At 58.1% G+C, this 22,637-nt stretch carries 21 protein-coding genes; 8 read left to right on the forward strand and 13 right to left on the reverse strand.

Annotation, left to right across the window (positions count from 1 at the left end):
* Window positions 1-123 precede the first annotated feature (123 nt).
* The 3 genes from fghA to ptrR form a co-directional block, all read right to left on the reverse strand.
* The gene (fghA, locus tag ACMGEE_RS11660; RefSeq protein WP_253459950.1) at window positions 124-966 is read right to left on the reverse strand and encodes an S-formylglutathione hydrolase; all 843 of its coding nucleotides are present in this window, start codon (window positions 964-966) and stop codon (window positions 124-126) included.
* A 10-nt stretch (window positions 967-976) separates the two neighbouring features.
* Window positions 977-2,101, reverse strand: a complete 1,125-nt coding sequence (locus ACMGEE_RS11665; protein WP_253459953.1) for an S-(hydroxymethyl)glutathione dehydrogenase/class III alcohol dehydrogenase — start codon at window positions 2,099-2,101, stop codon at window positions 977-979.
* A 75-nt stretch (window positions 2,102-2,176) separates the two neighbouring features.
* Window positions 2,177-3,058 (reverse strand): putrescine utilization regulator PtrR, encoded by an 882-nt coding sequence (gene ptrR / locus ACMGEE_RS11670; RefSeq protein ID WP_253459956.1) that lies wholly within the window; start codon window positions 3,056-3,058, stop codon window positions 2,177-2,179.
* Window positions 3,059-3,174: 116 nt separating this feature from the next.
* Here ptrR and ACMGEE_RS11675 point away from each other — a divergent pair, with 116 nt between their 5' ends.
* The 7 genes from ACMGEE_RS11675 to mglC all read left to right on the forward strand — a co-directional run bounded on the left by ACMGEE_RS11675 (window position 3,175) and on the right by mglC (window position 11,244).
* Window positions 3,175-4,311, forward strand: a complete 1,137-nt coding sequence (locus ACMGEE_RS11675; protein ID WP_436830064.1) for a YbfB/YjiJ family MFS transporter — start codon at window positions 3,175-3,177, stop codon at window positions 4,309-4,311.
* Window positions 4,312-4,436: 125 nt separating this feature from the next.
* Entirely contained in the window at window positions 4,437-5,102 is a 666-nt protein-coding gene (gene folE / locus ACMGEE_RS11680) for a GTP cyclohydrolase I FolE (protein WP_125288176.1), read from the forward strand.
* Between the two features lie 52 nt (window positions 5,103-5,154).
* Complete coding sequence (gene yeiB / locus ACMGEE_RS11685; protein ID WP_301251136.1) at window positions 5,155-6,306, forward strand: DUF418 domain-containing protein YeiB; 1,152 nt, start codon at window positions 5,155-5,157, stop codon at window positions 6,304-6,306.
* 151 nt (window positions 6,307-6,457) lie between these two features.
* Window positions 6,458-7,498, forward strand: a complete 1,041-nt coding sequence (gene galS, locus ACMGEE_RS11690; RefSeq protein ID WP_253459965.1) for an HTH-type transcriptional regulator GalS — start codon at window positions 6,458-6,460, stop codon at window positions 7,496-7,498.
* Between the two features lie 135 nt (window positions 7,499-7,633).
* Entirely contained in the window at window positions 7,634-8,626 is a 993-nt protein-coding gene (gene mglB / locus ACMGEE_RS11695) for a galactose/glucose ABC transporter substrate-binding protein MglB (RefSeq protein WP_253459968.1), read from the forward strand.
* An 81-nt stretch (window positions 8,627-8,707) separates the two neighbouring features.
* Complete coding sequence (gene mglA / locus ACMGEE_RS11700; protein WP_125288172.1) at window positions 8,708-10,216, forward strand: galactose/methyl galactoside ABC transporter ATP-binding protein MglA; 1,509 nt, start codon at window positions 8,708-8,710, stop codon at window positions 10,214-10,216.
* A 17-nt stretch (window positions 10,217-10,233) separates the two neighbouring features.
* The gene (gene mglC / locus ACMGEE_RS11705) at window positions 10,234-11,244 is read left to right on the forward strand and encodes a galactose/methyl galactoside ABC transporter permease MglC (RefSeq protein WP_125288171.1); all 1,011 of its coding nucleotides are present in this window, start codon (window positions 10,234-10,236) and stop codon (window positions 11,242-11,244) included.
* 46 nt (window positions 11,245-11,290) lie between these two features.
* On the opposite strand, the gene ACMGEE_RS11710 is transcribed toward mglC, so the two are convergent.
* The 7 genes from ACMGEE_RS11710 to metG all read right to left on the reverse strand — a co-directional run bounded on the left by ACMGEE_RS11710 (window position 11,291) and on the right by metG (window position 19,299).
* The gene (locus ACMGEE_RS11710) at window positions 11,291-12,043 is read right to left on the reverse strand and encodes an SDR family NAD(P)-dependent oxidoreductase (RefSeq protein WP_301251134.1); all 753 of its coding nucleotides are present in this window, start codon (window positions 12,041-12,043) and stop codon (window positions 11,291-11,293) included.
* 96 nt (window positions 12,044-12,139) lie between these two features.
* Entirely contained in the window at window positions 12,140-12,877 is a 738-nt protein-coding gene (gene sanA, locus ACMGEE_RS11715) for an outer membrane permeability protein SanA (RefSeq protein WP_253459974.1), read from the reverse strand.
* Window positions 12,878-13,041: 164 nt separating this feature from the next.
* Window positions 13,042-14,739, reverse strand: coding sequence for an NAD-dependent malic enzyme (locus ACMGEE_RS11720; protein ID WP_253459977.1), 1,698 nt, complete (start codon window positions 14,737-14,739; stop codon window positions 13,042-13,044).
* Between the two features lie 335 nt (window positions 14,740-15,074).
* Window positions 15,075-15,956, reverse strand: a complete 882-nt coding sequence (gene cdd, locus ACMGEE_RS11725) for a cytidine deaminase (RefSeq protein WP_253459980.1) — start codon at window positions 15,954-15,956, stop codon at window positions 15,075-15,077.
* Between the two features lie 126 nt (window positions 15,957-16,082).
* A complete protein-coding gene (locus ACMGEE_RS11730) occupies window positions 16,083-16,775 on the reverse strand; it encodes a CidB/LrgB family autolysis modulator (RefSeq protein WP_436830065.1) in 693 nt (230 codons plus the stop codon).
* Window positions 16,768-17,154 carry a CidA/LrgA family protein gene (locus ACMGEE_RS11735; RefSeq protein WP_301251132.1) on the reverse strand — a complete coding sequence of 129 codons (387 nt, stop codon included), beginning with the start codon at window positions 17,152-17,154 and terminating at the stop codon, window positions 16,768-16,770. Before ACMGEE_RS11735 ends, ACMGEE_RS11730 begins: the two co-directional genes overlap by 8 nt.
* A gap of 111 nt (window positions 17,155-17,265) precedes the next feature.
* Complete coding sequence (gene metG / locus ACMGEE_RS11740; RefSeq protein ID WP_253459989.1) at window positions 17,266-19,299, reverse strand: methionine--tRNA ligase; 2,034 nt, start codon at window positions 19,297-19,299, stop codon at window positions 17,266-17,268.
* Window positions 19,300-19,462: 163 nt separating this feature from the next.
* Between metG and apbC the strand changes: the two genes are divergently transcribed.
* Window positions 19,463-20,569 (forward strand): iron-sulfur cluster carrier protein ApbC, encoded by a 1,107-nt coding sequence (apbC, locus tag ACMGEE_RS11745; protein WP_253459992.1) that lies wholly within the window; start codon window positions 19,463-19,465, stop codon window positions 20,567-20,569.
* Between the two features lie 42 nt (window positions 20,570-20,611).
* Here apbC and ACMGEE_RS11750 read toward each other — a convergent pair whose 3' ends face one another.
* From ACMGEE_RS11750 to ACMGEE_RS11760, 3 genes are all read right to left on the reverse strand, one after another.
* A complete protein-coding gene (locus ACMGEE_RS11750) occupies window positions 20,612-21,034 on the reverse strand; it encodes a GNAT family N-acetyltransferase (protein WP_369895610.1) in 423 nt (140 codons plus the stop codon).
* Window positions 21,031-21,291, reverse strand: coding sequence for a hypothetical protein (locus tag ACMGEE_RS11755; protein ID WP_253459998.1), 261 nt, complete (start codon window positions 21,289-21,291; stop codon window positions 21,031-21,033). The genes ACMGEE_RS11750 and ACMGEE_RS11755 overlap by 4 nt, the downstream gene beginning before the upstream one ends.
* 127 nt (window positions 21,292-21,418) lie before the next feature.
* Window positions 21,419-22,637 (reverse strand): autotransporter outer membrane beta-barrel domain-containing protein (locus tag ACMGEE_RS11760; protein WP_495849200.1); only part of this gene is annotated, 1,219 nt, incomplete at its 5' end.

A 22,637-nucleotide genomic window follows, 5' to 3' on the forward strand; every position in this document is an offset into this window, starting at 1 on the left:
ACCATTACGGCTTCACTACAAGTGGTTATGGCCATGCCGACAGGAGGATGTATTGCTATTGCAGGGCGGATCCTGAGGGGAGCGCAAGAAAAAAAAGGCCGGGAAGATCCCGGCCCTGAAGGGTTACGCCAGCAAATAGCGGGCATGGAAGCGCAGATGATCTTCCACGAAGCTGGCGATAAAGTAGTAGCTGTGATCGTAACCGGGCTGAATGCGCACGGTCAGCGGATAGTTTTTCTCGCTGGCCACCGCTTCCAGTCGTTCCGGGCGCAGCTGATCGGCGAGGAACTGATCGCTGTCGCCCTGATCCAGCAGCATCGGCAGCGGATGCGTCGCCTGCTGCATCAGCAGACAGCTGTCCCAGGCTTCCCACAGCGCGCGATCCTCGCCCAGATAGGCCGTAAAGGCTTTTTCGCCCCACGGCACCTGCGTTGGATTAACGATCGGCGCAAAGGCGGAGGCCGAAACATAGCGCTGCGGATTACGCAGCGCCAGCATCAGCGCGCCGTGACCGCCCATAGAATGGCCCATAATCGCCTGCTTATCGCTGACGTTAAAGTTGCCGGCAATCAGCGCGGGCAGCTCTTCCGTCAGGTAGTCGTACATCCGAAAATGCGCATCCCACGGCGCCTGGGTCGCGTTCAGATAGAATCCGGCACCCTGGCCCAGATCGTAGGCTTCGTCATTGGGCACCACTTCGCCGCGCGGGCTGGTATCCGGCATCACCAGCACCAGACCCAGCTCTGCCGCCGCGCGCTGCGCGCCCGCTTTGGTCGAGAAATTCTCGTCGCTACAGGTCAGCCCGGCCAGAAACCAGAGCACCGGCGGGGCGGTATCGCCTTTCGGACCCGGCAAAAAAATGCTGAAGGTCATAGAGCAGTTCAGCGTGGCCGACTGGTGGCGATAGCGCTGCTGCCAGCCGCCAAACATGCGGTGTTCTTCCAGTAACTCCAGGGTGGATACCATCCTTGTCTCCTTATTTAGAAAAATGCACCACGGAACGGATAGATTTCCCTTCGTGCATCAGATCGAACGCGTCGTTGATCTCTTCCAGCGGCATATTGTGGGTGATGAAATCATTCAGCTGGAATTCACCATCCAGGTAGCGCTGGACGATCCCCGGCAGCTCCGAGCGGCCTTTCACGCCGCCAAACGCGGAGCCGCGCCAGACGCGTCCGGTCACCAGCTGGAACGGGCGGGTAGAAATCTCTTCGCCTGCACCAGCCACGCCGATAATCACGGACTCGCCCCAGCCTTTGTGGCAGCACTCCAGCGCGGAACGCATCACGTTAACGTTGCCGATGCACTCAAAGGAGAAATCGACGCCGCCATCGGTCATTTCAACAATCACATCCTGAATGGGCTTATCGTAATCTTTTGGATTAACCAGGTCGGTGGCGCCCAGCTTTCTGGCGAGATCGAACTTGCTGGTATTGAGATCGATACCGATAATCCGGCCCGCTTTCGCCATCTTCGCGCCGATAATCGCCGAAAGGCCGATGCCGCCCAGACCGAAGATCGCCACGGTATCGCCTTCTTTTACCTTGGCCGTGTTCATCACCGCGCCCATACCGGTGGTGACGCCGCAGCCCAGCAGGCAAACTTCTTCCAGCGGCGCTTCTTTACTGATTTTCGCCAGTGAAATTTCCGGGATAACGGTGTACTCAGAGAAGGTCGAGGTGCCCATATAGTGGAAAATCGGCTTGCCGTCCTTAAAGAAACGGGTGGTGCCGTCCGGCATTAGTCCTTTGCCCTGGGTGGCGCGGATAGCCTGGCACAGGTTGGTTTTGCCGGAGAGGCAGAACTTACATTTGCCGCATTCCGGCGTGTACAGCGGAATGACGTGATCGCCGACCGCCACGCTGGTAACGCCTTCGCCAACCGCTTCGACAATACCGCCGCCTTCGTGGCCCAGAATAGCCGGGAACACGCCCTCAGGATCTTTTCCTGAAAGGGTATAGGCATCGGTGTGGCAGACGCCGGTCGCGACGATGCGTACCAGCACTTCGCCTTTCTGCGGCGGCATCAGGTCGACTTCTTCAATCGACAGCGGCTCGCCGGCGGCCCAGGCAACAGCGGCGCGAGTTTTAATCATCTGCATATCAGTTTATTCCTTGTAGAGGTTGCCATTTGGCAGGGATCTGGCGAGCGGCCTGACGCCGCTCAAACCATTTAATTATGGCTGAATTTCATCGTCCGGGGATTGCTCTATAATCAGGTACTTCAGCGCCTTGACGTTGGGGGTAAACGCATCCCGACGCCACACCAGGTAAGTCGTGGTCTCGCTGATATCCGCAGGCAGCGCATGTTTTTGCACCTGGCCCGGCGCGGCGATCCTTTCCAGCACCGATTCCGGCAGTATCGCCAGCCCGGCGCCGCTGGCTACGCAGGCCAGCATGGCGTGATAGGACTGGATCTCCATAAACGGGCCGGGTGAAATCCCCGCCTGACGAAACCAGTTTTCTAAACGAAGACGGTAAGAGCAGCCGGGACGGAAGGCGAACAGCGTATCGCCTGCGGCATCTTCAGGGCGCTGAATGGGCGCATGGTGCAGGTTGCTGATCAGCACCATGCGCTCGCTAAAGGTTTTGCAGCTGTTCAGCTCGTCGGCCACGACCGGGCCTTCGGCCAGCGCGGCGGCCAGCGTGCCTTTCCGCACCTGCTCAATGATTTCACCCGAGGTACCGGTGACCAGCGACAGCGTGACCTCAGGATAGCGCTGATGGTAGGTTGACAATAAAGAGGGCAGGTGGACAGCGGCGGTGCTCTCCATCGATCCCAGCGCAAATATGCCGCCAGGCTCGCCGTTGTGCGTCATTGCCAGCGCTTCCTCGCTGAGCGCCAGGATCCGCTGCGCATAGCACAAAAAATTATGGCCCATCGGCGACAGCCGCAGGCGCTGCTTTTCGCGGATAAAAAGATCGATGCCCGTTTCCTGCTCCAGCTGGCGCAGCCTGGTCGTCAGGTTGGACGGCACGCGATGCAGCTGTTCGGCGGCGCGCGCCAGCGAACCGGTCTCCGCTACCGCGCAGAACATTTTAAGCTGGGTCAGATCCATTTATTCTCTTTTCGTAAACAAGTTGGTTTGTATTATTCACTTTTTGTAAGTCTATCCATGATGCAGACTGACTGCAACACTTTCATCAAGCCGGATAAAGCCGGAAGGGAGAACAAATGGCAATACGGGTAGCGCTAAGCGCTTTTATTACGCTGATTGTCGCGATGGGCATTGGGCGGTTTACCTTTACGCCGCAGGTGCCGCTGATGATTACGGAGCATCAGCTGACGCTGACCAGCGCGGCGGTGGTCGCGGCCTTCAACTACCTGGGCTACCTCTGCGGCTCCTGGAACGCGATGCGGACGACCACGCACGTGGAGGCCAGGCTTAAGGCAGGCATCGGCGGCGCGGTGATCCTGACGCTGCTTTCCGCCTGCGTGTCCGATGCCTGGCTGCACGGCGTGGTGCGCTTTGCGATCGGCTGGGCCAGCGGCTGGGCGATGGTGCTGGTAGCGGCATGGAGCAACGAGCAGCTGCATAAATATGGCCGTCCCGGCTTAAGCGCCGCCGTCTTCGCCGGGCCGGGCATGGGCATCTTTCTGAGCGGGCTGCTGGCCGTGTTTCTTCACGCACAGCAGGTCAGCGCCGCGCAGGCCTGGTGCGCCTATGGCGTGCTGGCGCTGGTGCTGGCTTCTCTTATTTTTCGTTTCCTGCCGCGTAAAGGCGAGCTGCACCGGCCCGAAACCACGCCGGAACCGCTGGTGCTGACCAGCGGGCTGAAAAAGCTGGTCTGGAGCTATAGCCTGGCCGGCTTTGGCTACATCATTCCCGCCACGTTTCTGTCGCAGATGGCGGCGGCCCGTTTTCCTGCCAGCGCTTTTGCGCAGTTTGTCTGGCCCATTTTTGGCGGCACGGCGGTGTTAGGCGTCGGGCTGGGCATTGTTATGCGGCATATCGGTTCATCCAATACGCGGCTGGCGTTTAACCTGTGGGCGCAGGCGCTGGGCGTGCTGTGCGCCGCCGTGGTGCCGGGTTTGAGCGGGCTGGTGGTCGGTTCAATACTGATGGGCATTGGCTTTCTTAACCTGGTGTCGCTTTCGCTGCAATATGCCCGCGAGATGGCGCCGCGCCATAGCCGGTATATGGCGGGTCTGCTGACCACCGGTTACGCTATCGGCCAGCTGGCCGGGCCGCTGGTTTCCGCACTTTCCACCACTTTTACCCATCGCCTTGAGCCAGCGCTTTACGTCGCGGGCGCGGGACTGCTGGTGGCCGGGCTGCTGGTCTGGCGGCGCGATCCCGGTGCTGCATGAAACAGTTTCAGGGTGGTTTAGCTTGATTCGCTGGATTAACGACGCGTTGTGTACCAAAATACGCCCTCTGAAATTGTACCGGTCCCGTCGGGACCGGCGTTACACCTGCTGGAGAATAGATCGCCATGGCTACGTTAAGTCAGGAAGCCACACTTGTTCACGAAGCGCTGCTTGCGCGTGGACTGGAAACACCCCTACGCTCGCCTGCGCGTGATATGGATGACGAAACCCGCAGGCGGCTGATCGCCGGGCACATGACCGAAGTCATGCAGCTGCTTAATCTTGATTTAGAAGATGACAGCTTGATGGAAACGCCGCACCGCATCGCTAAGATGTATGTGAATGAGGTGTTCTCCGGCCTGGACTACGCCAACTTCCCGAAAATCACCCTGATTGAAAACAAAATGAAGGTGGACGAAATGGTGACGGTGCGGGATATCACGCTGACCAGCACCTGCGAGCACCACTTTGTGATCATCGACGGCAAAGCGACGGTAGCCTATATCCCGAAAGATAAAGTGATTGGCCTGTCGAAGATTAACCGCATCGTGCAGTTTTTCTCTTCCCGTCCACAGGTACAGGAAAGGCTGACCCAGCAGATCCTGGTTGCGCTGCAAACGCTGCTTGGCACCAATAACGTCGCGGTTTCCATCGACGCGGTGCACTACTGCGTAAAAGCGCGCGGCATTCGTGATGCGACCAGCGCCACCACCACCACTTCACTGGGCGGCCTGTTCAAATCCAGCCAGAACACCCGTCAGGAGTTTCTGCGCGCCGTTCGCCACAGCTAAGCTACGGCGCGCCGTCGTAGTCGTTACCCTTCACCACAGTCAGGGCCTGCCGATGCCTCGTATTCAGACGCTGGATTTTATTCGGGGCATCGCCATTCTGGGGATCCTGCTGCTCAACATTAACGCCTTCGGTCTGCCGGGCGCCGCCTATCTGAACCCGGCGTGGCAGGGCAGCGTTACGCCGGGCGATGCCTGGACGTGGGCGCTGATCGATTTCTTTGCCCAGCTGAAATTCCTCGCGCTGTTTGCGCTGCTGTTTGGCGGCGGCTTGCAGCTGCTGCTTTCGCGCGGCAAACGCTGGCTACAGGCGCGCCTGAGCTGGCTGGTGCTGCTCGGTTTTCTGCACTGTCTGCTGTTCTGGGAAGGGGACATCCTGCTGGATTACGGGCTGATTGGGCTGGTAGCCTGGCGGATGATCCGCGACGTCTCCTCGACGCGGCAGCTGTTTAATACCGGCGTGATGCTTTATATCGTGGGCTGCGGCGTGCTGCTGGTGTTCGGCCTGCTGTCGGGCCATCAGCCTAACAATTCCTGGCTGGCGGGGGCGGCGGATATTCAGTATGAAACCTTCTGGAAAACCCACGGCGGTTGGGAAGCGGTGCGCAACCGTCTCGATCTGCTCTCGTCAGGCCTGCTGTCGCTGGCGGCGCAGTACGGCTGGCAGCTGGCCGGCCTGATGCTGATTGGCGGCGCCTTGATGCGCAGCGGCTGGCTACAGGGGCGCTGGAGCCTGACCCACTACCGGCGTACTGCGCTGATCCTGCTGCTGCTGGCGGCCATCATCGAAATACCGGGCATTTATCTGCAGTGGGCTTGCGGCTGGGCATTTTATCCGTCAGCGTTCTATTTACAGCTGCCGCGCGAGCTGAGCGCGCCGCTTCAGGCTATCGGCTATGCCGCGCTTTGCTTTGGTTTCTGGCCTACGCTGGCCCGTTTTACCCTCACGCGCGCCATCAGCAGCGTAGGGCGGATGGCGCTGAGCAACTATTTACTGCAAACGCTGCTTTGCACCACGCTTTTTAACCATTTCGGCTGGTTCAACCGGCTCGATCGGCCGCAGCTGCTGGTGGTAGTGCTGCTGGTCTGGCTGGTAAATCTCCTCTTTTCGCTGTGCTGGCTGCGCTATTTCCGCCAGGGGCCGGTCGAATGGTGCTGGCGTCAGCTCACCCGTCTGAGCAGCCGCGACGTAATGTTACAAAAATGATAAGCGTCACAAATGTGACGGAAAGGGATGTAACCGTTTTCATCAGTGTGACCTGATTCACGCAGTCTTGCCTTGCCCTTTGTCAGAATAGCCCCGCAAACAACGCATCCGGGAGGGCTATGCAAACCTTATCTTCCACAGGCAGTCAGCCATGATCACCATTCGCGATGTAGCCCGTGAGGCTGGCGTGTCGGTGGCGACGGTTTCACGCGTGCTTAACCACAGCGCGGCGGTCACACAGGAAACGCGGGAAAAAGTGCTGGGCATCGTCGGCCAGCTGGGCTACCGACCCAACGCCAACGCGCAGGCGCTGGCTTCCCAGGTCAGCGATACCATCGGCGTGGTGGTGATGGACGTCTCCGATCCCTTCTTCGGCGCGCTGGTCAAAGCGGTGGATACCGTCGCGCAGCGTATGCAAAAACACGTACTTATCAACAACTCCTATCATCAGGCGGACAAAGAGCGGCACGCTATCGAGGTGCTGATCCGTCAGCGTTGCGGCGCGCTGATCGTTCATGCCAAAGCCCTGGCAGACGACGAGCTGGCCTCGCTGATGGATCAGGTGCCCGGCATGGTGCTGATCAACCGCGTCGTGCCGGGCTACGCGCACCGCTGCGTCTGCCTGGACAACGTCAGCGGCGCGCTGATGGCGATGCGCATGTTGCAACAGCAGGGCCACCGGCGCATCGGTTATCTGGGGTCGAGCCATACTATCGAAGATACAGACCAGCGACGCGCGGGCTGGCGGCAGGCGCTGGCCGAGCAGGCTACCCAGCCTGCCGAAAGCTGGATCGCCAGCGCCGAGCCGGATATGCAGGGCGGAGAGGCGGCGATGGTGGAGCTGCTGGGGCGTAATCTCCACCTCAGCGCCGTGTTCGCCTATAACGACAGCATGGCCGCCGGGGCACTGACCGCGCTGAAAGATAACGGCATTGCGGTGCCGCAGCAGCTGTCGGTGATTGGCTTCGACGATATCCCCATTTCCCGCTATACCGACCCGCAGCTGACAACCGTCCGCTATCCTATTGTTTCCATGGCTAAACTGGCTACCGAACTGGCGTTGAAAGGCGCGGCGGGCCTGCTGGACGAGTCGGCCGGTCACTGCTTTATGCCAACGCTGGTGCGCCGTCATTCCGTCGCGCCCTGCCAAAGTGTGGCGGCGATCACTATACGCAACGATACCGCCATGTAACCGTTTTCAATCCGTGAGTAAGTTCACAGTTAATTAACATCTGCTTCACTAAGATGGCCGTGCCTGGCCGGGACAGAATAACAACACGGTCCGGCTGCACACGCATACCGACCCTACAAAGAACCGGAGAGAACAATGAAGAAGGCATTCACCCTCACAGCCCTGGTTGCCAGCATGATGTTTGGCGCAACGGCGCAGGCGGCCGATACCCGCATTGGCGTAACCATTTATAAATATGATGACAACTTTATGTCCGTGGTGCGCAAGGATATCGAGAAGGAAGCGAAAAACAGCAGCGGCATTCAGCTGCTGATGAACGATTCGCAGAACAGCCAGTCAACGCAAAACGATCAGATTGACGTGATGGTGGCGAAAGGCGTGAAGGCGCTGGCGATTAACCTTGTTGATCCGGCGGCGGCGGCGGTGGTTATCAGTAAAGCCAAAGCCAACGATATTCCGATTGTTTTCTTCAACAAAGAGCCTTCTGCTAAAGCGCTGGCCAGCTACGACAAGGCTTACTATGTCGGTACCGATTCTAAAGAGTCCGGCGTCAAGCAGGGCGAGCTGATTGAGAAACACTGGAAAGCCAATGCCAACTGGGATCTGAACAAAGACGGCGTGGTGCAGTTTGTGCTGCTGAAAGGCGAGCCGGGCCACCCGGATGCCGAAGCGCGTACCAAATACGTGATCGAAACCCTGAATAAAGACGGCCTGAAAACGCAGCAGCTGCATCTGGATACCGCCATGTGGGATACCGCTCAGGCAAAAGACAAGATGGACGCGTGGCTCTCCGGCCCGAACGGCAACAAAATCGAAGTGGTGATCGCCAATAACGATGCGATGGCGATGGGCGCGGTAGAAGCGCTGAAGGCGCATAACAAAACGTCCGTACCGGTCTTCGGCGTGGATGCGTTGCCGGAAGCGATGGCGATGGTGAAATCCGGCGCGATGGAAGGCACCGTGCTGAACGATGCGGAAAACCAGGCCAGAGCCACTTTTGAAATGGCGAAAAACCTGGCGGCGGGCAAACCGGCGACCGAAGGCACCAACTACAAGCTGGAAGGTAAAGTGGTGCGCGTGGCCTATGTGCCGGTTGATAAAGAGAACCTCGCTCAGTTCAGTAAATAAGTCTTTCCGGGCGCACTCGCGTCCGTTACCGGGCCCGTCGCAGAACGGGCCCGATCGTAAAACGATCCGCCAGGTAGAATTATGAGCAGCGATCAGGGGCAGTATCTGCTGGAAATGACTAACGTCAGCAAGTCCTTTCCGGGCGTAAAGGCGTTAGATAACGTTAATTTAAAAATTCGTCCCCATTCGGTTCACGCGCTGATGGGGGAAAACGGCGCGGGCAAATCGACTTTATTAAAATGCCTGTTTGGTATTTATAGCAAAGACACGGGAAGCATTCTTTTTCAGGGCAAAGAGATCGACTTTAAAAGTTCCAAAGAGGCGCTGGAAAACGGCGTATCTATGGTGCATCAGGAATTAAACCTGGTTTTACAGCGCACGGTCATGGATAACATGTGGCTGGGCCGCTATCCGCGAAAAGGCTTTTTCGTCGACCAGGATAAAATGTATCGCGATACCAAAGCCATTTTTGAAGAGCTGGATATTGATATCGATCCGCGCGACAAAGTGATTAACCTTTCCGTTTCGCAGATGCAGATGATAGAGATAGCTAAAGCGTTCTCTTATGATGCCAAAATTGTCATTATGGACGAGCCGACCTCTTCATTAACGGAAAAAGAAGTGAACCACCTGTTCACTATTATCCGTAAATTAAAAGATCGCGGCTGCGGCATAGTTTATATCTCCCACAAGATGGAAGAGATTTTCCAGCTGTGCGACGAAATTACTATTTTGCGCGACGGCCAGTGGATCGCTACCCAGCCGCTGGAAGGGCTGGATATGGATAAGATCATCGCCATGATGGTAGGGCGCTCGCTGAACCAGCGCTTCCCGGATAAGTCCAACGTGCCGGGCGAAACTATCCTGGAGGTGCGTAACCTTACCTCGCTGCGCCAGCCGTCTATTCGCGATATTTCGTTCGATCTGCGCAAGGGCGAAATCCTTGGCGTGGCCGGGCTGGTGGGGGCTAAACGTACCGATATCGTGGAAACGCTGTTCGGCATCCGCGAAAAGTCCGGCGGCACCATTAAGCTGCACGGCAAAAAAATCAACAATAACTCGGCTAACGAAGCGATCAATCACGGCTTTGCGCTGGTGACGGAGGAGCGTCGCGCCACGGGGATTTATGCGTTTCTGGATATCGGTTTTAACTCGCTGATTTCAAATATTCGCAAATATAAAAACTCGATTGGCCTGCTGGATAATAACCGGATGAAAAGCGATACCCAATGGGTTATCGATGCCATGCGGGTAAAAACGCCGGGACACGCGACCTCTATCGGCTCGCTTTCGGGCGGCAACCAGCAGAAAGTCATTATTGGCCGCTGGCTGTTAACCCAGCCGGAAATATTAATGCTGGACGAACCGACGCGCGGCATCGACGTCGGCGCAAAGTTTGAAATTTATCAGCTGATTTCCGATCTGGCGAAAAAAGAGAAGGGCATCATTATTATCTCTTCCGAAATGCCGGAGCTGCTGGGCATTACCGACAGGATCCTGGTCATGAGCAACGGCATGGTCGCAGGCATTGTCGAAACCAAAACTACCACGCAAAACGAAATATTACGTTTAGCATCCAAGCACCTTTAATGAGGTAAGGGCTGTCCATGAATGCTGTGAATAAGAAGAATGCGCTCACCTGGCTGAAAGAGGGTGGCATCTATGTTGTGTTGCTGGTTCTGCTGGCAATTATTATTTTCCAGGATCCGACATTTTTAAGCCTGATGAACCTGAGTAATATTCTGACCCAGTCCTCCGTGCGCATTATTATTGCGCTTGGCGTGGCCGGGCTGATTGTAACGCAGGGCACCGACCTTTCCGCCGGTCGTCAGGTTGGTCTGGCCGCGGTAGTGGCGGCGACGCTGCTCCAGGCGATGGATAACGCCAACAAGGTGTTTCCACATATGGATACCGTGCCGATCCCGCTGGTTATCCTGATTGTCTGCGTTGTCGGCGGCCTGATTGGCCTGATCAACGGCGTGATCATCGCCTATCTGAAGGTGACGCCTTTTATCACCACGCTGGGCACGATGATTATCGTTTACGGCATTAACTCGCTTTATTACGACTATGTAGGCGCTTCGCCGATCGCCGGGTTCGATGAGAAATTCTCGACCTTTGCGCAGGGCTTTATTCGCCTGGGCGACTTCAAGCTCTCCTACATTACGTTCTATGCGGCTATTGCTATCTTCTTTGTCTGGATTTTGTGGAACAAGACCCGCTTTGGCAAAAACATCTTTGCTATCGGCGGCAACCCGGAAGCGGCAAAAGTGTCGGGCGTGAACGTTAACTTCAACCTGATCCTGATTTATGCGCTTTCCGGCGTGTTCTACGCCTTCGGCGGGATGCTGGAAGCGGGACGTATCGGCTCGGCAACCAATAACCTGGGCTTTATGTACGAGCTGGATGCGATTGCGGCCTGCGTAGTAGGCGGCGTCTCCTTCGCCGGCGGCGTGGGCACCGTGGCCGGTGTGGTAACGGGCGTGCTGATTTTCACCGTTATCAACTACGGCCTGACCTATATCGGCGTTAACCCTTACTGGCAGTACATTATCAAAGGCGGCATCATTATTTTCGCCGTGGCGCTCGACTCCCTGAAATACGCCCGCAAGAAATAGTGTGCTTCTATAGAGAAAGGCCAGCCCGGCCTTTCTCTTTTTCCTGTCAGAACTGCACGCCTTTGGTCAGCCCGCCGTCCACCAGGAGATTAGTGCCGGTGGTGAAACTGGCCGCCTCGCTGGCAAGAAACACCGTGGCTTTCGCTACTTCCTGCGGCGTCGCCATTCTTCCCAGCGGATTCGCCGCCAGGCATTTGGCAAAGGTTTCCGGCTGGTTGCGTTCAATATCGCCCCACACGCCTTCACTGAAATAAACGTTGCCCGGCGAAACGGTATTCACGCGAATGCCGTCTGCCGCGTGGCGTTCCGATAAGGTTTTGCCGTAATGGATCAGCGCCGCTTTCATGATGCCGTACGGCTCGGCAAACATATCGACCTCGCGTCCCGCCACGCTGGAGATCAGCACTATGGATGCCGCAGAGGATTTTTTCAGGTAAGGAAGGGCGGCCTGCACCATCGTTACGGTGCCCATCAGGTCGGTGTCGAACGCTTTACGCCACACGTCCGGATCGCTGCCTGCCGCCAGCGCACTGACGTTAGGCACGATAATATCCAGCCCGCCAAGGCGGTTTGCCGCTTCCTGAATCCATGTTTGCATCTGCTCTGGGGAGGTGACATCGACCGCCGTGCCGTTTGCGCGTGAACCCAGCGCCTGTTGCGCTTCCTGCACGCCTTCAGGGCTGCGCGCGCAAAACTCCACTCGTGCGCCTTCGGCAAGAAAGCATTCCACAATTGCTCGTCCAATGCCGCGCGAGCCGCCGCTGACCAGTACGCGACGATCCTTCAAGTTCAGATCCATTTGTCTCTCCTGTTAACGTTTAGTGATCTATTCGGCAGACAGACTGACAGAAGAAGCGGGCAGGTTCATAACAATCAGTGCGTTAACGGCGGCATGTCACGCTGGCGGACGGGCATCCGCCTTCATTTTTTGTTCCAGCTCCAGCAGCTGTTCAGGCGTGACCGCCGGATAGCTCTGCGCATCTTCCGGGACTTCGTGCCGCGCCGGGATCGGCACCAGCGGCCCCAAAAAGCGCGGTTCGCGCTTCATCAGATACAGATCGGCCAGCGCGCCCAGGCGAGCCGCCACTTCCCTGGTGCGGATATTCAGCATGTTCTTCGGCGAGGGCACCGCGTAACACTGCGCCTGAATACCCATATGCAGCGCAATAAACAGCGCGCGCTCGCAGTGGAAACGCTGGGTGATGATGATGAAGTCGTTGGTGTCGAAGACCTTGCGCGTGCGCACGATAGAATCCAGCGTACGGAAGCCGGCGTAATCCAGCACAATATCGGCAGGCGCCACGCCGGCGGCAATCAAATCCCGCCGCATGGTCATCGGCTCGTTGTAGCTTTGCTGCGCATTATCGCCGCTCAGCAGCAGATAGTTAACCTTGCCGCTGTTATAGGCGTTGAGCGCGCCCTGCATCCGATAAAGGTAATACTGATTGATGACGCCGGTACGATAATATTTTGCCGTGCCTAATACGACGCCGACCTGACGATGGGGCAGGGATTTGAGATTATCGTAGACGTAAGGCGCGGTTTTGACGCTTATCCAGCGATCCAGGCCGAGCGCGGTTATTACCATCAGGGTAACGATGATAATCAGGCCGTAGATCAAGCGTTTTATCATGCCGTACGGTACTCAGACTGAAGCCGAAAAGGTGGCTCAAGGCTACTGTACCCGACGAGGTGAAGCAAGCGGTAGCGCACCGGCTGGCGGCTTTTTGCACAAAATCGTCAAACGCTGTGGAAAGGGGATAAAAACCGGGCGCACGGCGCGCCCGGTCAGCGGTATTAAATAGAAGTACGGCGATAGTTACGGTACTGCGGCAACCAGAAATTGGCGGCAATCGCTTTGGACAGCACATCTTCCGAGGTGACCACCGCCACGCCGGCCAGCTGCGCCGCTTTGCCTACGGCCATCGCAATTATTTTCGACACGCCCTGAATATCTTTCACTTCCGGCAGCACCGGGCCAGCGCCGTCGTTGACCAGCGGTGAACAGTCGGCCAGCGCGCGGCTGGCGGCCATCAGCATACTGTCGGTCACGCGGGTGGCGCCCGAAGCGATCACGCCCAGGCCGATGCCGGGGAAGATATAGGAGTTGTTGCACTGCGCGATCGGGAACGTTTGCTCTTTCCAGGTGACCGGCGCGAACGGGCTGCCGGTCGCGACCAGCGCGGCACCGTCGGTCCACGCCATAATATCCTGCGGCGTTGCTTCCACGCGGGAGGTCGGGTTGGAGAGCGGCATGACGATTGGGCGCGCGCAGTGCTTGTGCATCTCGCGGATAATCTCTTCGCTGAACAGGCCGGGCTGGCCGGAAACGCCGATCAGAATATCCGGGCGCGCGTTACGCACCACGTCCAGCAGCGACAGGGAATCGGAACTGGAATCCCAGTCGGCCAGATCCTCGCTCTTCTGCACCAGCTTGCTCTGGAAGCTGAGCAGGTTTGGCTGCTTGTCGGTGAGCAGGCCGAAGCGATCCACCATAAAGACGCGCGCGCGGGCTTCTTCGTCGCTCAGACCTTCTGATTTCATCTGCGCGATAATCTGCTCGGCGATGCCGCAGCCGGCAGACCCCGCGCCCAAAAACACTACTTTCTGCTCGCTCATTTTGCTGCCTGCTGCGCGGCTGGCGGCGATCAGCGTGCCCAGCGTGACGGCGGCGGTGCCCTGGATATCGTCATTAAAGCAGCAGACTTCATCGCGATAGCGCTCCAGCAGCGGCATGGCGTTTTTCTGCGCGAAATCCTCAAACTGCAGCAGCACGTTTGGCCAGCGGCTTTTTACCGCCTGGATAAATTCATTAACGAAGTTATCGTACTCTTCGCCGGTGATACGCGGATGACGCCAGCCCATATAGAGCGGATCGTTCAGCAGCTGCTGGTTGTTGGTGCCGACGTCCAGCACCACCGGCAGCGTATAGGCCGGGCTGATGCCGCCGCAGGCGGTATACAGCGACAGCTTGCCGATAGGAATGCCCATGCCGCCGATGCCCTGATCGCCCAGGCCAAGAATACGCTCGCCGTCGGTGACTACGATGACCTTCACGTTCTGCTTGGTGGCGTTTTGCAGCATATCTTCAATGCTGGCGCGGTTCGGATAGGAGATAAACAGCCCGCGCGCGCGACGATAGATTTCAGAAAAGTGTTCACAGGCCGCGCCGACGGTCGGGGTATAGATAATCGGCATCATCTCTTCAAGATGATTATCCAGCAGGCGGTAGAACAGCGTTTCGTTGGTGTCCTGAATGTTGCGCAGATAAACGTGCTTGTCGTTGGCGTTTTTGAAATCCTGAAACTGACGCCAGGCGCGCTGGGCCTGCTCTTCAATGGTTTCCACCGTCTCGGGCAGCAGACCGTTCAGGTTAAAGTCATTGCGTTCTTCTATAGAGAAGGCGCTGCCCTTATTCAACAGCGGAAATTCCAGCAGGATAGGGCCAGCGTAGGGAATGTAGAGAGGGCGTTTACTTTCGTAGTCGAGTTCCATGTAATCAATGCTCACTGGGATCGGTAGTGGCCCAATCCTAAAATAATTCATCCGAAAGTACAGCATTTGTTAACAGCTTATAACAAATGCGGGCACTTTTTTGGCAATAAAAAGCCAGCCGGCAGCGGGGCTTGCGGGCTGGCAAAGCGGCAACGAAGCGATACGGTTGCGAAATAGCAAAACGGCGGCGAAGCGATACGATTGCAAAGTAGCGGATCGGATCGGCGCAGCGGCACGGTTTGCAAAGTCGCGAAGCGGATCGGCGCAGCGGTATGTTTTGCAAAGTCGCAAAGCGGATCGGCGCAGCGGCACGGTTTGCAAAGTCGCGAAGCGGATCAGCGCAGCGGCACGGTTTGCAACGTCGCGCAGCCCAGCGCCTGAAGCGTCGCGGCGGTTGCCTGTCGCTGGATAAGGCGGGCATCGGGCGCTTCCGCCAGCACGGCGCGCTGAATTTGCAGCACGTCGTAGCCTGCAAGGTTCAGCAGGATCAGCGCGGCCTGCAGCGGCGGCAGGCTTGGGTTAAAGGCGGCGTTTTCCGCATAGCTGCCGGCAAAAATCGCGCCGTCGGCCATTTGCAGCGCCACGCCGCTTAACGCCTGCGAGTAAGGCGCATGGCTGCGGTTAGCCGCCTCAAGCGCGGCCCTGACCAGCGCGTCGCCGGTAATGGTCAGGCCGTGATCGACCTCGTCCAGCAGCAGCGTCTCAATCGCTAAATCGCGCGGGCCGAAAGCATCTGGCAGGTAATCGCCCAGCGTCGCCGGTTCACGTCCCGGCAGATGAATGCGCAGCGCGGTGCCGCTGTTCAGCTCGTTCATAAACTGGCGGCAGTGGCCGCAGGGCGTGTAGTTGACGGTAATCGCCTCAAGGCCTTTTTCGCCGCGCAGCCAGGCATGGGTTACCGCGCTCTGTTCGGCGTGGACGGTTTGCTGCATGGTCGCGCCGGAAAACTCCATGTTCGCGCCAAAATAGAGATGGCCGCTGCGGCCCAGCGCCAGCGCGCCGACGTTAAAGCGCGACAGCGGCGCGACGGCACAGGCGGCCGCCAGCGGCAGCAGCGCAAAGGTAAGTTCGCGGTTGTCCAGACCGGTTTCGGTTCTGATGGCGGCCATTTGTTCTGGGGTAAAAAAAGCGGGAAAGGTGTCGGTCAGCAAAGGCTGCAACGCCGCCTGCAGCGGGGAAGGCAGCGCGGCGAAAGCCGCTTGAAAACGTGGTTGCATAGTGGCTTCTCTTGCATAAGTGGCCGCTTATTCTGGCGGGCAGCCAGGCTAATGTATGTGATTATAATCACACAGATTATGCAATTTATGAAAGAGAACCACAAAATGCGCGACGCATCGCAAGTTTTATCGCCAGAAATGCATCAGTAGCGGAAAAAGAAACGGTGCCAGCAGCGAAGTGATAATGCCGCAGATCACCAGCGCCAGCGAGCTGTAGGCGCCTTCCTGGTAATCCAGCTCCGAGCAGCGCGCCGTACCCAGCGCGTGAGAAGCGTTGCCGATCGCCAGACCGCGCGAGGCCTTGCTGCGGATCTTCAGCAGGTTAAGCAGCATATGACCGAAAACCGCGCCGAGTACGCCCGCAATCAGCACGCAAATGGCGCTGATGGCCGGAATGCCGCCCAGCGTGGCGGAAACCGCCATGGCAATCGGCGTGGTCACGGATTTAGGCATAATCGTCGCCGCTATCTGCGGCGTGGCGCCCATCCACAGCGCGATAGCCGTACCGGAGATCATCGCCGTCATGCTGCCGATAAAGCAGACGCCGATAATTGACTTCCAGCGCGCGCGGATCTGATGCATCTGTTCATACAGCGGCAGCGCCAGCGCCACCACGGCGGGCTGCAACAGCTGGTTCAGAATAGCGCTGCCCTGAAAATAGCGGGCGTAGGGCATCTGCATCAGCAGCAGCAGCGGAATGATGACCGCCATGGAGATCAGCAGCGGATTGAGCAGGGAAATTTTCACCTTCGCCGCTATCCGGCGAGCGCCGAAAAAGACCAGCATGGTCAGCGGCAGAGACCACCAGATATCACTCATCGCCTGTTCCTTTCACTTTGCCATGCAGCTGATGCGAAGCCAGCCCCACGGTCAGCAAAACAATAAAGGTGCTGACCACGCAGGAAACCACTATCGGGCCGAACTGCGCGCTGAGCAGGTCGGTATAGCTCATCACGCCGACGCTGATCGGCACAAACAGCAGCGCCATATAGCGAATTAGCAGCAGGCTGCCGGGCCTGATCCAGTCGGGTGGAACCAGTTGAAAAGCCAGCAGAAAAAACAGGATCAGCATACCGATAATGCTGCCCGGGATCGTGACCGGCAGCAGCAGCGCCAGCGCGTTTCCGGCATAGAGGCAGAGATAGATAATCAGAAAGGCGCGCAGATAGCGCCAGAGGATCAACAGTACGGTACGCATGATAAGCTCCGGTTTTGCAACGCATTAATCATACGATCGGCAGGAGATTTGTGCCAGAGATCACAGTGGGCCGCAAAAAAACGGGCGAATCGCTTCGCCCGTCTCCGTTGCTTATTTTACCTGCATTCCCGGCTGAGCGCCGCTGTCCGGCGACAGCAGGAAGATCTCTTTGCCGCCGGGGCCGGCGGCCATCACCATACCTTCCGAAATGCCAAAGCGCATCTTACGCGGCGCCAGGTTAGCCACCATCATGGTCAGTCGGCCTACCAGCACCGACGGATCCGGATAGGCGGTACGAATGCCGGAGAAAATGTTGCGGGTTTCGCCGCCCAGATCCAGCGTCAGGCGCAGCAGCTTATCGGAGCCTTCGACAAACTCGGCGTTCTGGATCAGCGCGATACGCATATCCACTTTGGCAAAGTCGTCAAAGGTGATGGTTTCCTGAATCGGATCGTCCGCCAGCGGGCCGGTCAGCGCCGGTTTGTTCGCCGCCGCCGCGTCCTCTTTCGAGGCCTCGATCAGCGCGTTGACCTTGTCCATCTCGACGCGGTTGTACAGCGCTTTAAAGGCGGAAAGCGTGTGATCGCGCAGCGGCTGCGCAATACCGTCCCAGCTCAGCTCCTGGTTCAGGAAGGCTTCGGCGCGCTCGCTCAGCGAAGGCAGCACCGGCTTCAGCCAGGTCATCAGCACGCGGAACATATTGATGCCCATTGAGCAGATCGCCTGCAGGTCGGCATCGCGGCCTTCCTGCTTCGCCACCACCCACGGCGCCTGCTCGTCAACGTAGCGGTTCGCTACGTCCGCCATCGCCATGATTTCACGCACCGCACGGCCAAACTCACGGCTCTGCCAGGCTTCCGCAATGCTGGCGGAGGCGTCCACAAAGGATTGATACAGCGCCGGATCGGCCAGCTCGGCGGACAGCTTGCCGCCAAAGCGCTTGTTGATAAATCCGGCGTTACGGGACGCCAGGTTAACCACTTTATTAACGATATCCGCATTCACGCGCTGGACGAAATCTTCCAGATTCAGGTCGATATCATCAATGCGCGAAGAGAGCTTGGCGGCATAGTAATAGCGCAGGCTGTCGGCATCCAGATGCTGTAGCCAGGTGCTGGCCTTAATGAAGGTGCCGCGCGACTTGGACATTTTCGCGCCGTTAACCGTCACGTACCCGTGGACAAACAGGTTGTTCGGCTTGCGGAAGTTGCTGCCTTCCAGCATGGCTGGCCAGAACAGGCTGTGGAAATAGACGATGTCCTTGCCGATAAAGTGATACAGCTCGGTCTCGGAGTCTTTTTGCCAGAAGGCGTCGAAATCAATATCGCCGCGCTTGTCGCAGAGATTTTTAAACGAGCCCATATAGCCGATAGGCGCATCCAGCCAGACGTAGAAATATTTGCCCGGCGCGCCCGGAATTTCAAAGCCGAAGTAGGGCGCATCGCGGGAGATATCCCACTGTTGCAGACCCGACTCGAACCACTCCTGCATCTTGTTGGCGACCTGCTCCTGCAGGGCACCGGAACGGGTCCAGGCCTGTAGCATGGCGCTGAACTCCGGCAGATCGAAGAAGAAGTGCTCGGAGTCGCGCAGTACCGGCGTCGCGCCGGACACCACGGATTTAGGATCGATCAGCTCGGTCGGGCTGTAGGTGGCGCTGCACACTTCGCAGTTGTCGCCGTACTGATCCGGCGATTTACATTTCGGGCAGGTGCCTTTCACAAAGCGATCCGGCAGGAACATGCCTTTTTCCGGGTCGTAAAGCTGCGAAATAGTCCGGTTTTTGATAAAACCGTTCTCTTTCAGACGGGTATAGATCAGCTCCGACAGCTCACGGTTCTCCTCACTGTGCGTGGAGTGGTAGTTATCGTAGCTGATATTGAAACCGGCGAAGTCATTCTGATGTTCCTGACTCATCTCGGCAATCATCTGCTCAGGCGCAATGCCCATCTGCTGAGCTTTCAGCATGATCGGCGTACCGTGCGCATCGTCGGCGCAGATGAAGTAAACCTCGTTGCCGCGCATTCGCTGGTAACGGACCCAAATATCCGCCTGGATATGCTCGAGCATGTGGCCGAGATGAATAGAACCGTTGGCGTAAGGGAGTGCGCACGTTACCAATATTTTTTTCGCGACTTGAGTCATAGTGAGACTTGCTATACCTGTTTAAAATAGGGGGTTCCGATGTTACCCGAAAGGCCCGGCCTGCGTAAACAACGCCGCGCCGACCGTGCCGTTTTTTACTGCCTGCCGCCGACAGCCTTATCTGATATGCTCTGAATAACGTCACAGAAAAAAAGGAGCCGGGATGATGCCTCAATCCCAACATTCACCTGAAGCGCTGCGCGCGATAGTGATGGGCGTTTTAACCACGTTTGAACATCCGACGCTACAGCGCAACCTCACCGCGCTGAAGGCGCTGCACCATTGCGCAATGCTGGACAACACCCTGCATATTGAACTGCTGATGCCTTTCGCCTGGCACAGCGGCTTTGAAGCCTTAAAGGAGAGCGCCAGCGCGGAGCTGCTGCGCCTGACTAATGCCACCGCCATCAGCTGGAAGCTGAGCCTGGATATCGCCACGCTGAAAAGGGTGAAGAACCAGCCAGGCGTAAAGGGCGTGAAAAATATTATTGCCGTCAGCTCCGGCAAGGGCGGCGTCGGCAAATCCAGCACGGCGGTCAACCTGGCGCTGGCGCTGATGGCCGAAGGCGCGAAAGTCGGCCTGCTGGATGCGGATATCTATGGCCCGTCGATCCCTGATATGCTCGGCACGCAAAACGAACGGCCTACCTCGCCGGACGGTACGCATATGGCGCCGATTATGGCGCACGGGCTGGCGACCAACTCTATCGGCTATCTGGTGACCGATGACAACGCGATGGTGTGGCGCGGGCCGATGGCCAGCAAGGCGCTGATGCAGCTGCTGAACGAAACGCTGTGGCCGGATCTGGACTACCTGATCCTGGATATGCCGCCAGGCACGGGCGATATTCAGCTGACGCTGGCGCAAAACGTGCCGGTGACCGGCGCGCTGGTGGTGACCACGCCGCAGGATATCGCGCTGATCGACGCCCGTAAGGGGATTGTGATGTTTGAAAAGGTCAGCGTGCCGGTGCTGGGCATCGTCGAGAACATGAGCGTACACGTGTGCAGCAACTGCGGTCATCACGAGCCGATTTTCGGCAGCGGCGGCGCGCTGGCGCTGGCGGAACAGTATCACACGCGCCTGCTGAGCCAGCTGCCGCTGCACATCACGCTGCGCGAGGATCTGGACGACGGAATGCCGACGGTGGTGCGCCGTCCCGACAGCGAATTTACCTGGCTGTATCGCCAGCTGGCAGGCCAGGTCGCCGCACAGCTCTACTGGGATGGCGAAGTGATCCCGGACGATATCGCTTTCCGCGTAGTCTGACGGCAAATGTGCGATACGGGCGCACCAGGCGCCCGTTTTCTTTTACAGCACGTAGTGCAGCAGCAGATATTCTCCCTGTTCGCCTTCGCCGCTGCTGATAACCTGCCAGCCGTGACGCTGATAAAAAGCCAGCGCCCGGTCGTTTGCCTTAAGGCACTTTAGCGCGCCGGTCGACGTGAAGCCGGCCTGCACCGCCTCCAGCAGCTCGCTGCCAATACCCTGACCCTGACACGCCGGGTCGACAAATAAACTGTGCAAAAAATTATCGGCGGGCAGCAGCGCGGCAAAGCCCGTGCGGTGGCCGTCGTGCTCGGCGACCAGGATGCGTTCGCCCAGCGTTACGCGGTCGAAATCCTCCAGCTGCCAGTCGCTGCCGTCAAGCCAGTGCCAGTTCGCCTTGCGGGCGGCCAGAAACAGCGTGCGCAGAAAAGGGCGGTCGGCTTCGGTAAAGGCGCGTACCGTCATCCGTTTTCTCCCCAGACGGGCTTTACGTGTCTTTCGCCCTCAATGCCCGTGCCGCGATAGTCATAGTCGATTTTGCCCGCTTCAAAAAGCTGATCCAGCAGGCGGAAATTGTCCGGGGGCGTAACGTTACAGCGGCTATTCAGCACGGTATCCTGAATGGTAAAGGCACGATCGCCGCGCGCTATCTGTTGCAGATAGTGCAGCATTTGCAGCGCCGCGACGCTGATGCCGTATTGTTCATTAAGCGGTCTTGTCATCTTACTTCTCGTCAGGACAGGGATGGCGTTCAGATTAGCGAATGGGCGGACTTTATCAAAAGCCGCTACGGGATCGGAGAGTATGACGCAAAAATTCCCGGCGGCAAAAGAGACCGCCGGAAAATAATCAGAAATTCACCGTCACGCCGCCAGCCAGCAGCCAGTCGTTGGCGCCTTCCCGTTGCAGCCTGCGCTGATGGTTGAGGCGGGTGGAGAAGGTCACATTGTCGGTAACGGCCAGCCTGGCCTCCGCTTGCACAGCCAGCGCATCGCCGCCGTTGCCGGTACGGAAGGCGTCACGGTTGTGGCCATCGCTAACGGTTACTTTGCCCTGGCCTGCCGGACGATGAAGCCAGTGCATGTCCATGCCCAGCTTCAGCGCGCCCGGTGTTAGCGGCAGCGTGTAATCCCAGGCCAGGCCGCTAATCCATGCGCTACGCCGCTGCTGCTGATAGCTGACGCTGGCGCGATCGCTGTCGGTAAATTCCCTGACCTTCAGCTGCTGGTGGCGATAACCGAGATAGGGACGAAGCTGGTGCGCGTTGAACCTCAGCGTTTTTCCCGCTTCGATTTCGCCAAATGTTTGCCTGACGTGCGGCGAGGCGACGTTGCCGCGCAGGCGCGTGGCGATATCGCCCTTCAGCCAGCTATAGCCCGAAAGCAGGTTCAGATAATAATCATCAACGTGCCAGGCCAGCATCAGGTTCAGGGCGTTGGCGTCAAAGCTGCCCTGACTGTAGCCATCCGCCGCAGCGGGTTTGAAGGTAAGATCGCCCTGCGACCATGCGCCGCTGAGGCTTAGCGACTGTCGCTCGGTACGCCATGAGGCCAGCTTCGCGCCCAGCATCCAGCCTTGATAACGGCTTGTATAGCTGTAGCCGTAGTCAAGAGAACCGTTGGCCGAGCGGTAACGCTCTTCGCCTCGATAGCCGAACAGAAAGAAACTGGCGCTGTCTGCCCGGGCGCTTTGCAGCGCGCTTTCTTTAAACAACCCGGTGCGCTGCTCTTCAGCGCGGAACAGGGCGGAGGGTAAAGAGATATAGGCCGGAACCTGCGGCGTAACCGCACGGCGCACGGGGGCGGCTGGTGTTGAAGGCTGCGATGGTTTCTCTTCTGTCGCGGCAGGCTGCTCGGCTGTGTTCTCGTCCGTCGCTTCAGGTGCTGACGCCGGAGCTTCATCAGTTGGCGCTTCGGGCGCCGGAGCCGGAGCTTCGTCCGTTGGCGCTTCGGGTACCGGAGCCGGAACTTCGTCCGTTGGCGCTTCAGGTGCCGGAGCCGGAGCTTCATCAGCCGGAACTTCGGGCGCCGGAGCTTCATCAGTTGGCGCTTCGGGTACCGGAGCCGGA

This window comes from Erwinia artemisiae, from assembly GCF_051400835.1.
GTDB classification, from domain to species: domain Bacteria; phylum Pseudomonadota; class Gammaproteobacteria; order Enterobacterales; family Enterobacteriaceae; genus Erwinia; species Erwinia aeris.

What these genes read in the sequence shown, in the direction of transcription:
- metG (WP_253459989.1), bottom strand. Translation starts at nt 19,299, where the DNA reads ATGACTCAAGTCGCGAAAAAAATATTGGTAACGTGCGCACTCCCTTAC.
- mglB (WP_253459968.1), top strand. Translation starts at nt 7,634, where the DNA reads ATGAAGAAGGCATTCACCCTCACAGCCCTGGTTGCCAGCATGATGTTT.
- folE (WP_125288176.1), top strand. Translation starts at nt 4,437, where the DNA reads ATGGCTACGTTAAGTCAGGAAGCCACACTTGTTCACGAAGCGCTGCTT.
- ACMGEE_RS11755 (WP_253459998.1), bottom strand. Translation starts at nt 21,291, where the DNA reads ATGACAAGACCGCTTAATGAACAATACGGCATCAGCGTCGCGGCGCTG.
- ACMGEE_RS11675 (WP_436830064.1), top strand. Translation starts at nt 3,175, where the DNA reads ATGGCAATACGGGTAGCGCTAAGCGCTTTTATTACGCTGATTGTCGCG.
- ACMGEE_RS11730 (WP_436830065.1), bottom strand. Translation starts at nt 16,775, where the DNA reads ATGAGTGATATCTGGTGGTCTCTGCCGCTGACCATGCTGGTCTTTTTC.
- apbC (WP_253459992.1), top strand. Translation starts at nt 19,463, where the DNA reads ATGATGCCTCAATCCCAACATTCACCTGAAGCGCTGCGCGCGATAGTG.
- ptrR (WP_253459956.1), bottom strand. Translation starts at nt 3,058, where the DNA reads ATGGATCTGACCCAGCTTAAAATGTTCTGCGCGGTAGCGGAGACCGGT.
- ACMGEE_RS11665 (WP_253459953.1), bottom strand. Translation starts at nt 2,101, where the DNA reads ATGCAGATGATTAAAACTCGCGCCGCTGTTGCCTGGGCCGCCGGCGAG.
- fghA (WP_253459950.1), bottom strand. Translation starts at nt 966, where the DNA reads ATGGTATCCACCCTGGAGTTACTGGAAGAACACCGCATGTTTGGCGGC.
- galS (WP_253459965.1), top strand. Translation starts at nt 6,458, where the DNA reads ATGATCACCATTCGCGATGTAGCCCGTGAGGCTGGCGTGTCGGTGGCG.
- sanA (WP_253459974.1), bottom strand. Translation starts at nt 12,877, where the DNA reads ATGATAAAACGCTTGATCTACGGCCTGATTATCATCGTTACCCTGATG.
- mglA (WP_125288172.1), top strand. Translation starts at nt 8,708, where the DNA reads ATGAGCAGCGATCAGGGGCAGTATCTGCTGGAAATGACTAACGTCAGC.
- mglC (WP_125288171.1), top strand. Translation starts at nt 10,234, where the DNA reads ATGAATGCTGTGAATAAGAAGAATGCGCTCACCTGGCTGAAAGAGGGT.
- ACMGEE_RS11735 (WP_301251132.1), bottom strand. Translation starts at nt 17,154, where the DNA reads ATGCGTACCGTACTGTTGATCCTCTGGCGCTATCTGCGCGCCTTTCTG.
- cdd (WP_253459980.1), bottom strand. Translation starts at nt 15,956, where the DNA reads ATGCAACCACGTTTTCAAGCGGCTTTCGCCGCGCTGCCTTCCCCGCTG.
- yeiB (WP_301251136.1), top strand. Translation starts at nt 5,155, where the DNA reads ATGCCTCGTATTCAGACGCTGGATTTTATTCGGGGCATCGCCATTCTG.
- ACMGEE_RS11750 (WP_369895610.1), bottom strand. Translation starts at nt 21,034, where the DNA reads ATGACGGTACGCGCCTTTACCGAAGCCGACCGCCCTTTTCTGCGCACG.
- ACMGEE_RS11710 (WP_301251134.1), bottom strand. Translation starts at nt 12,043, where the DNA reads ATGGATCTGAACTTGAAGGATCGTCGCGTACTGGTCAGCGGCGGCTCG.
- ACMGEE_RS11720 (WP_253459977.1), bottom strand. Translation starts at nt 14,739, where the DNA reads ATGGAACTCGACTACGAAAGTAAACGCCCTCTCTACATTCCCTACGCT.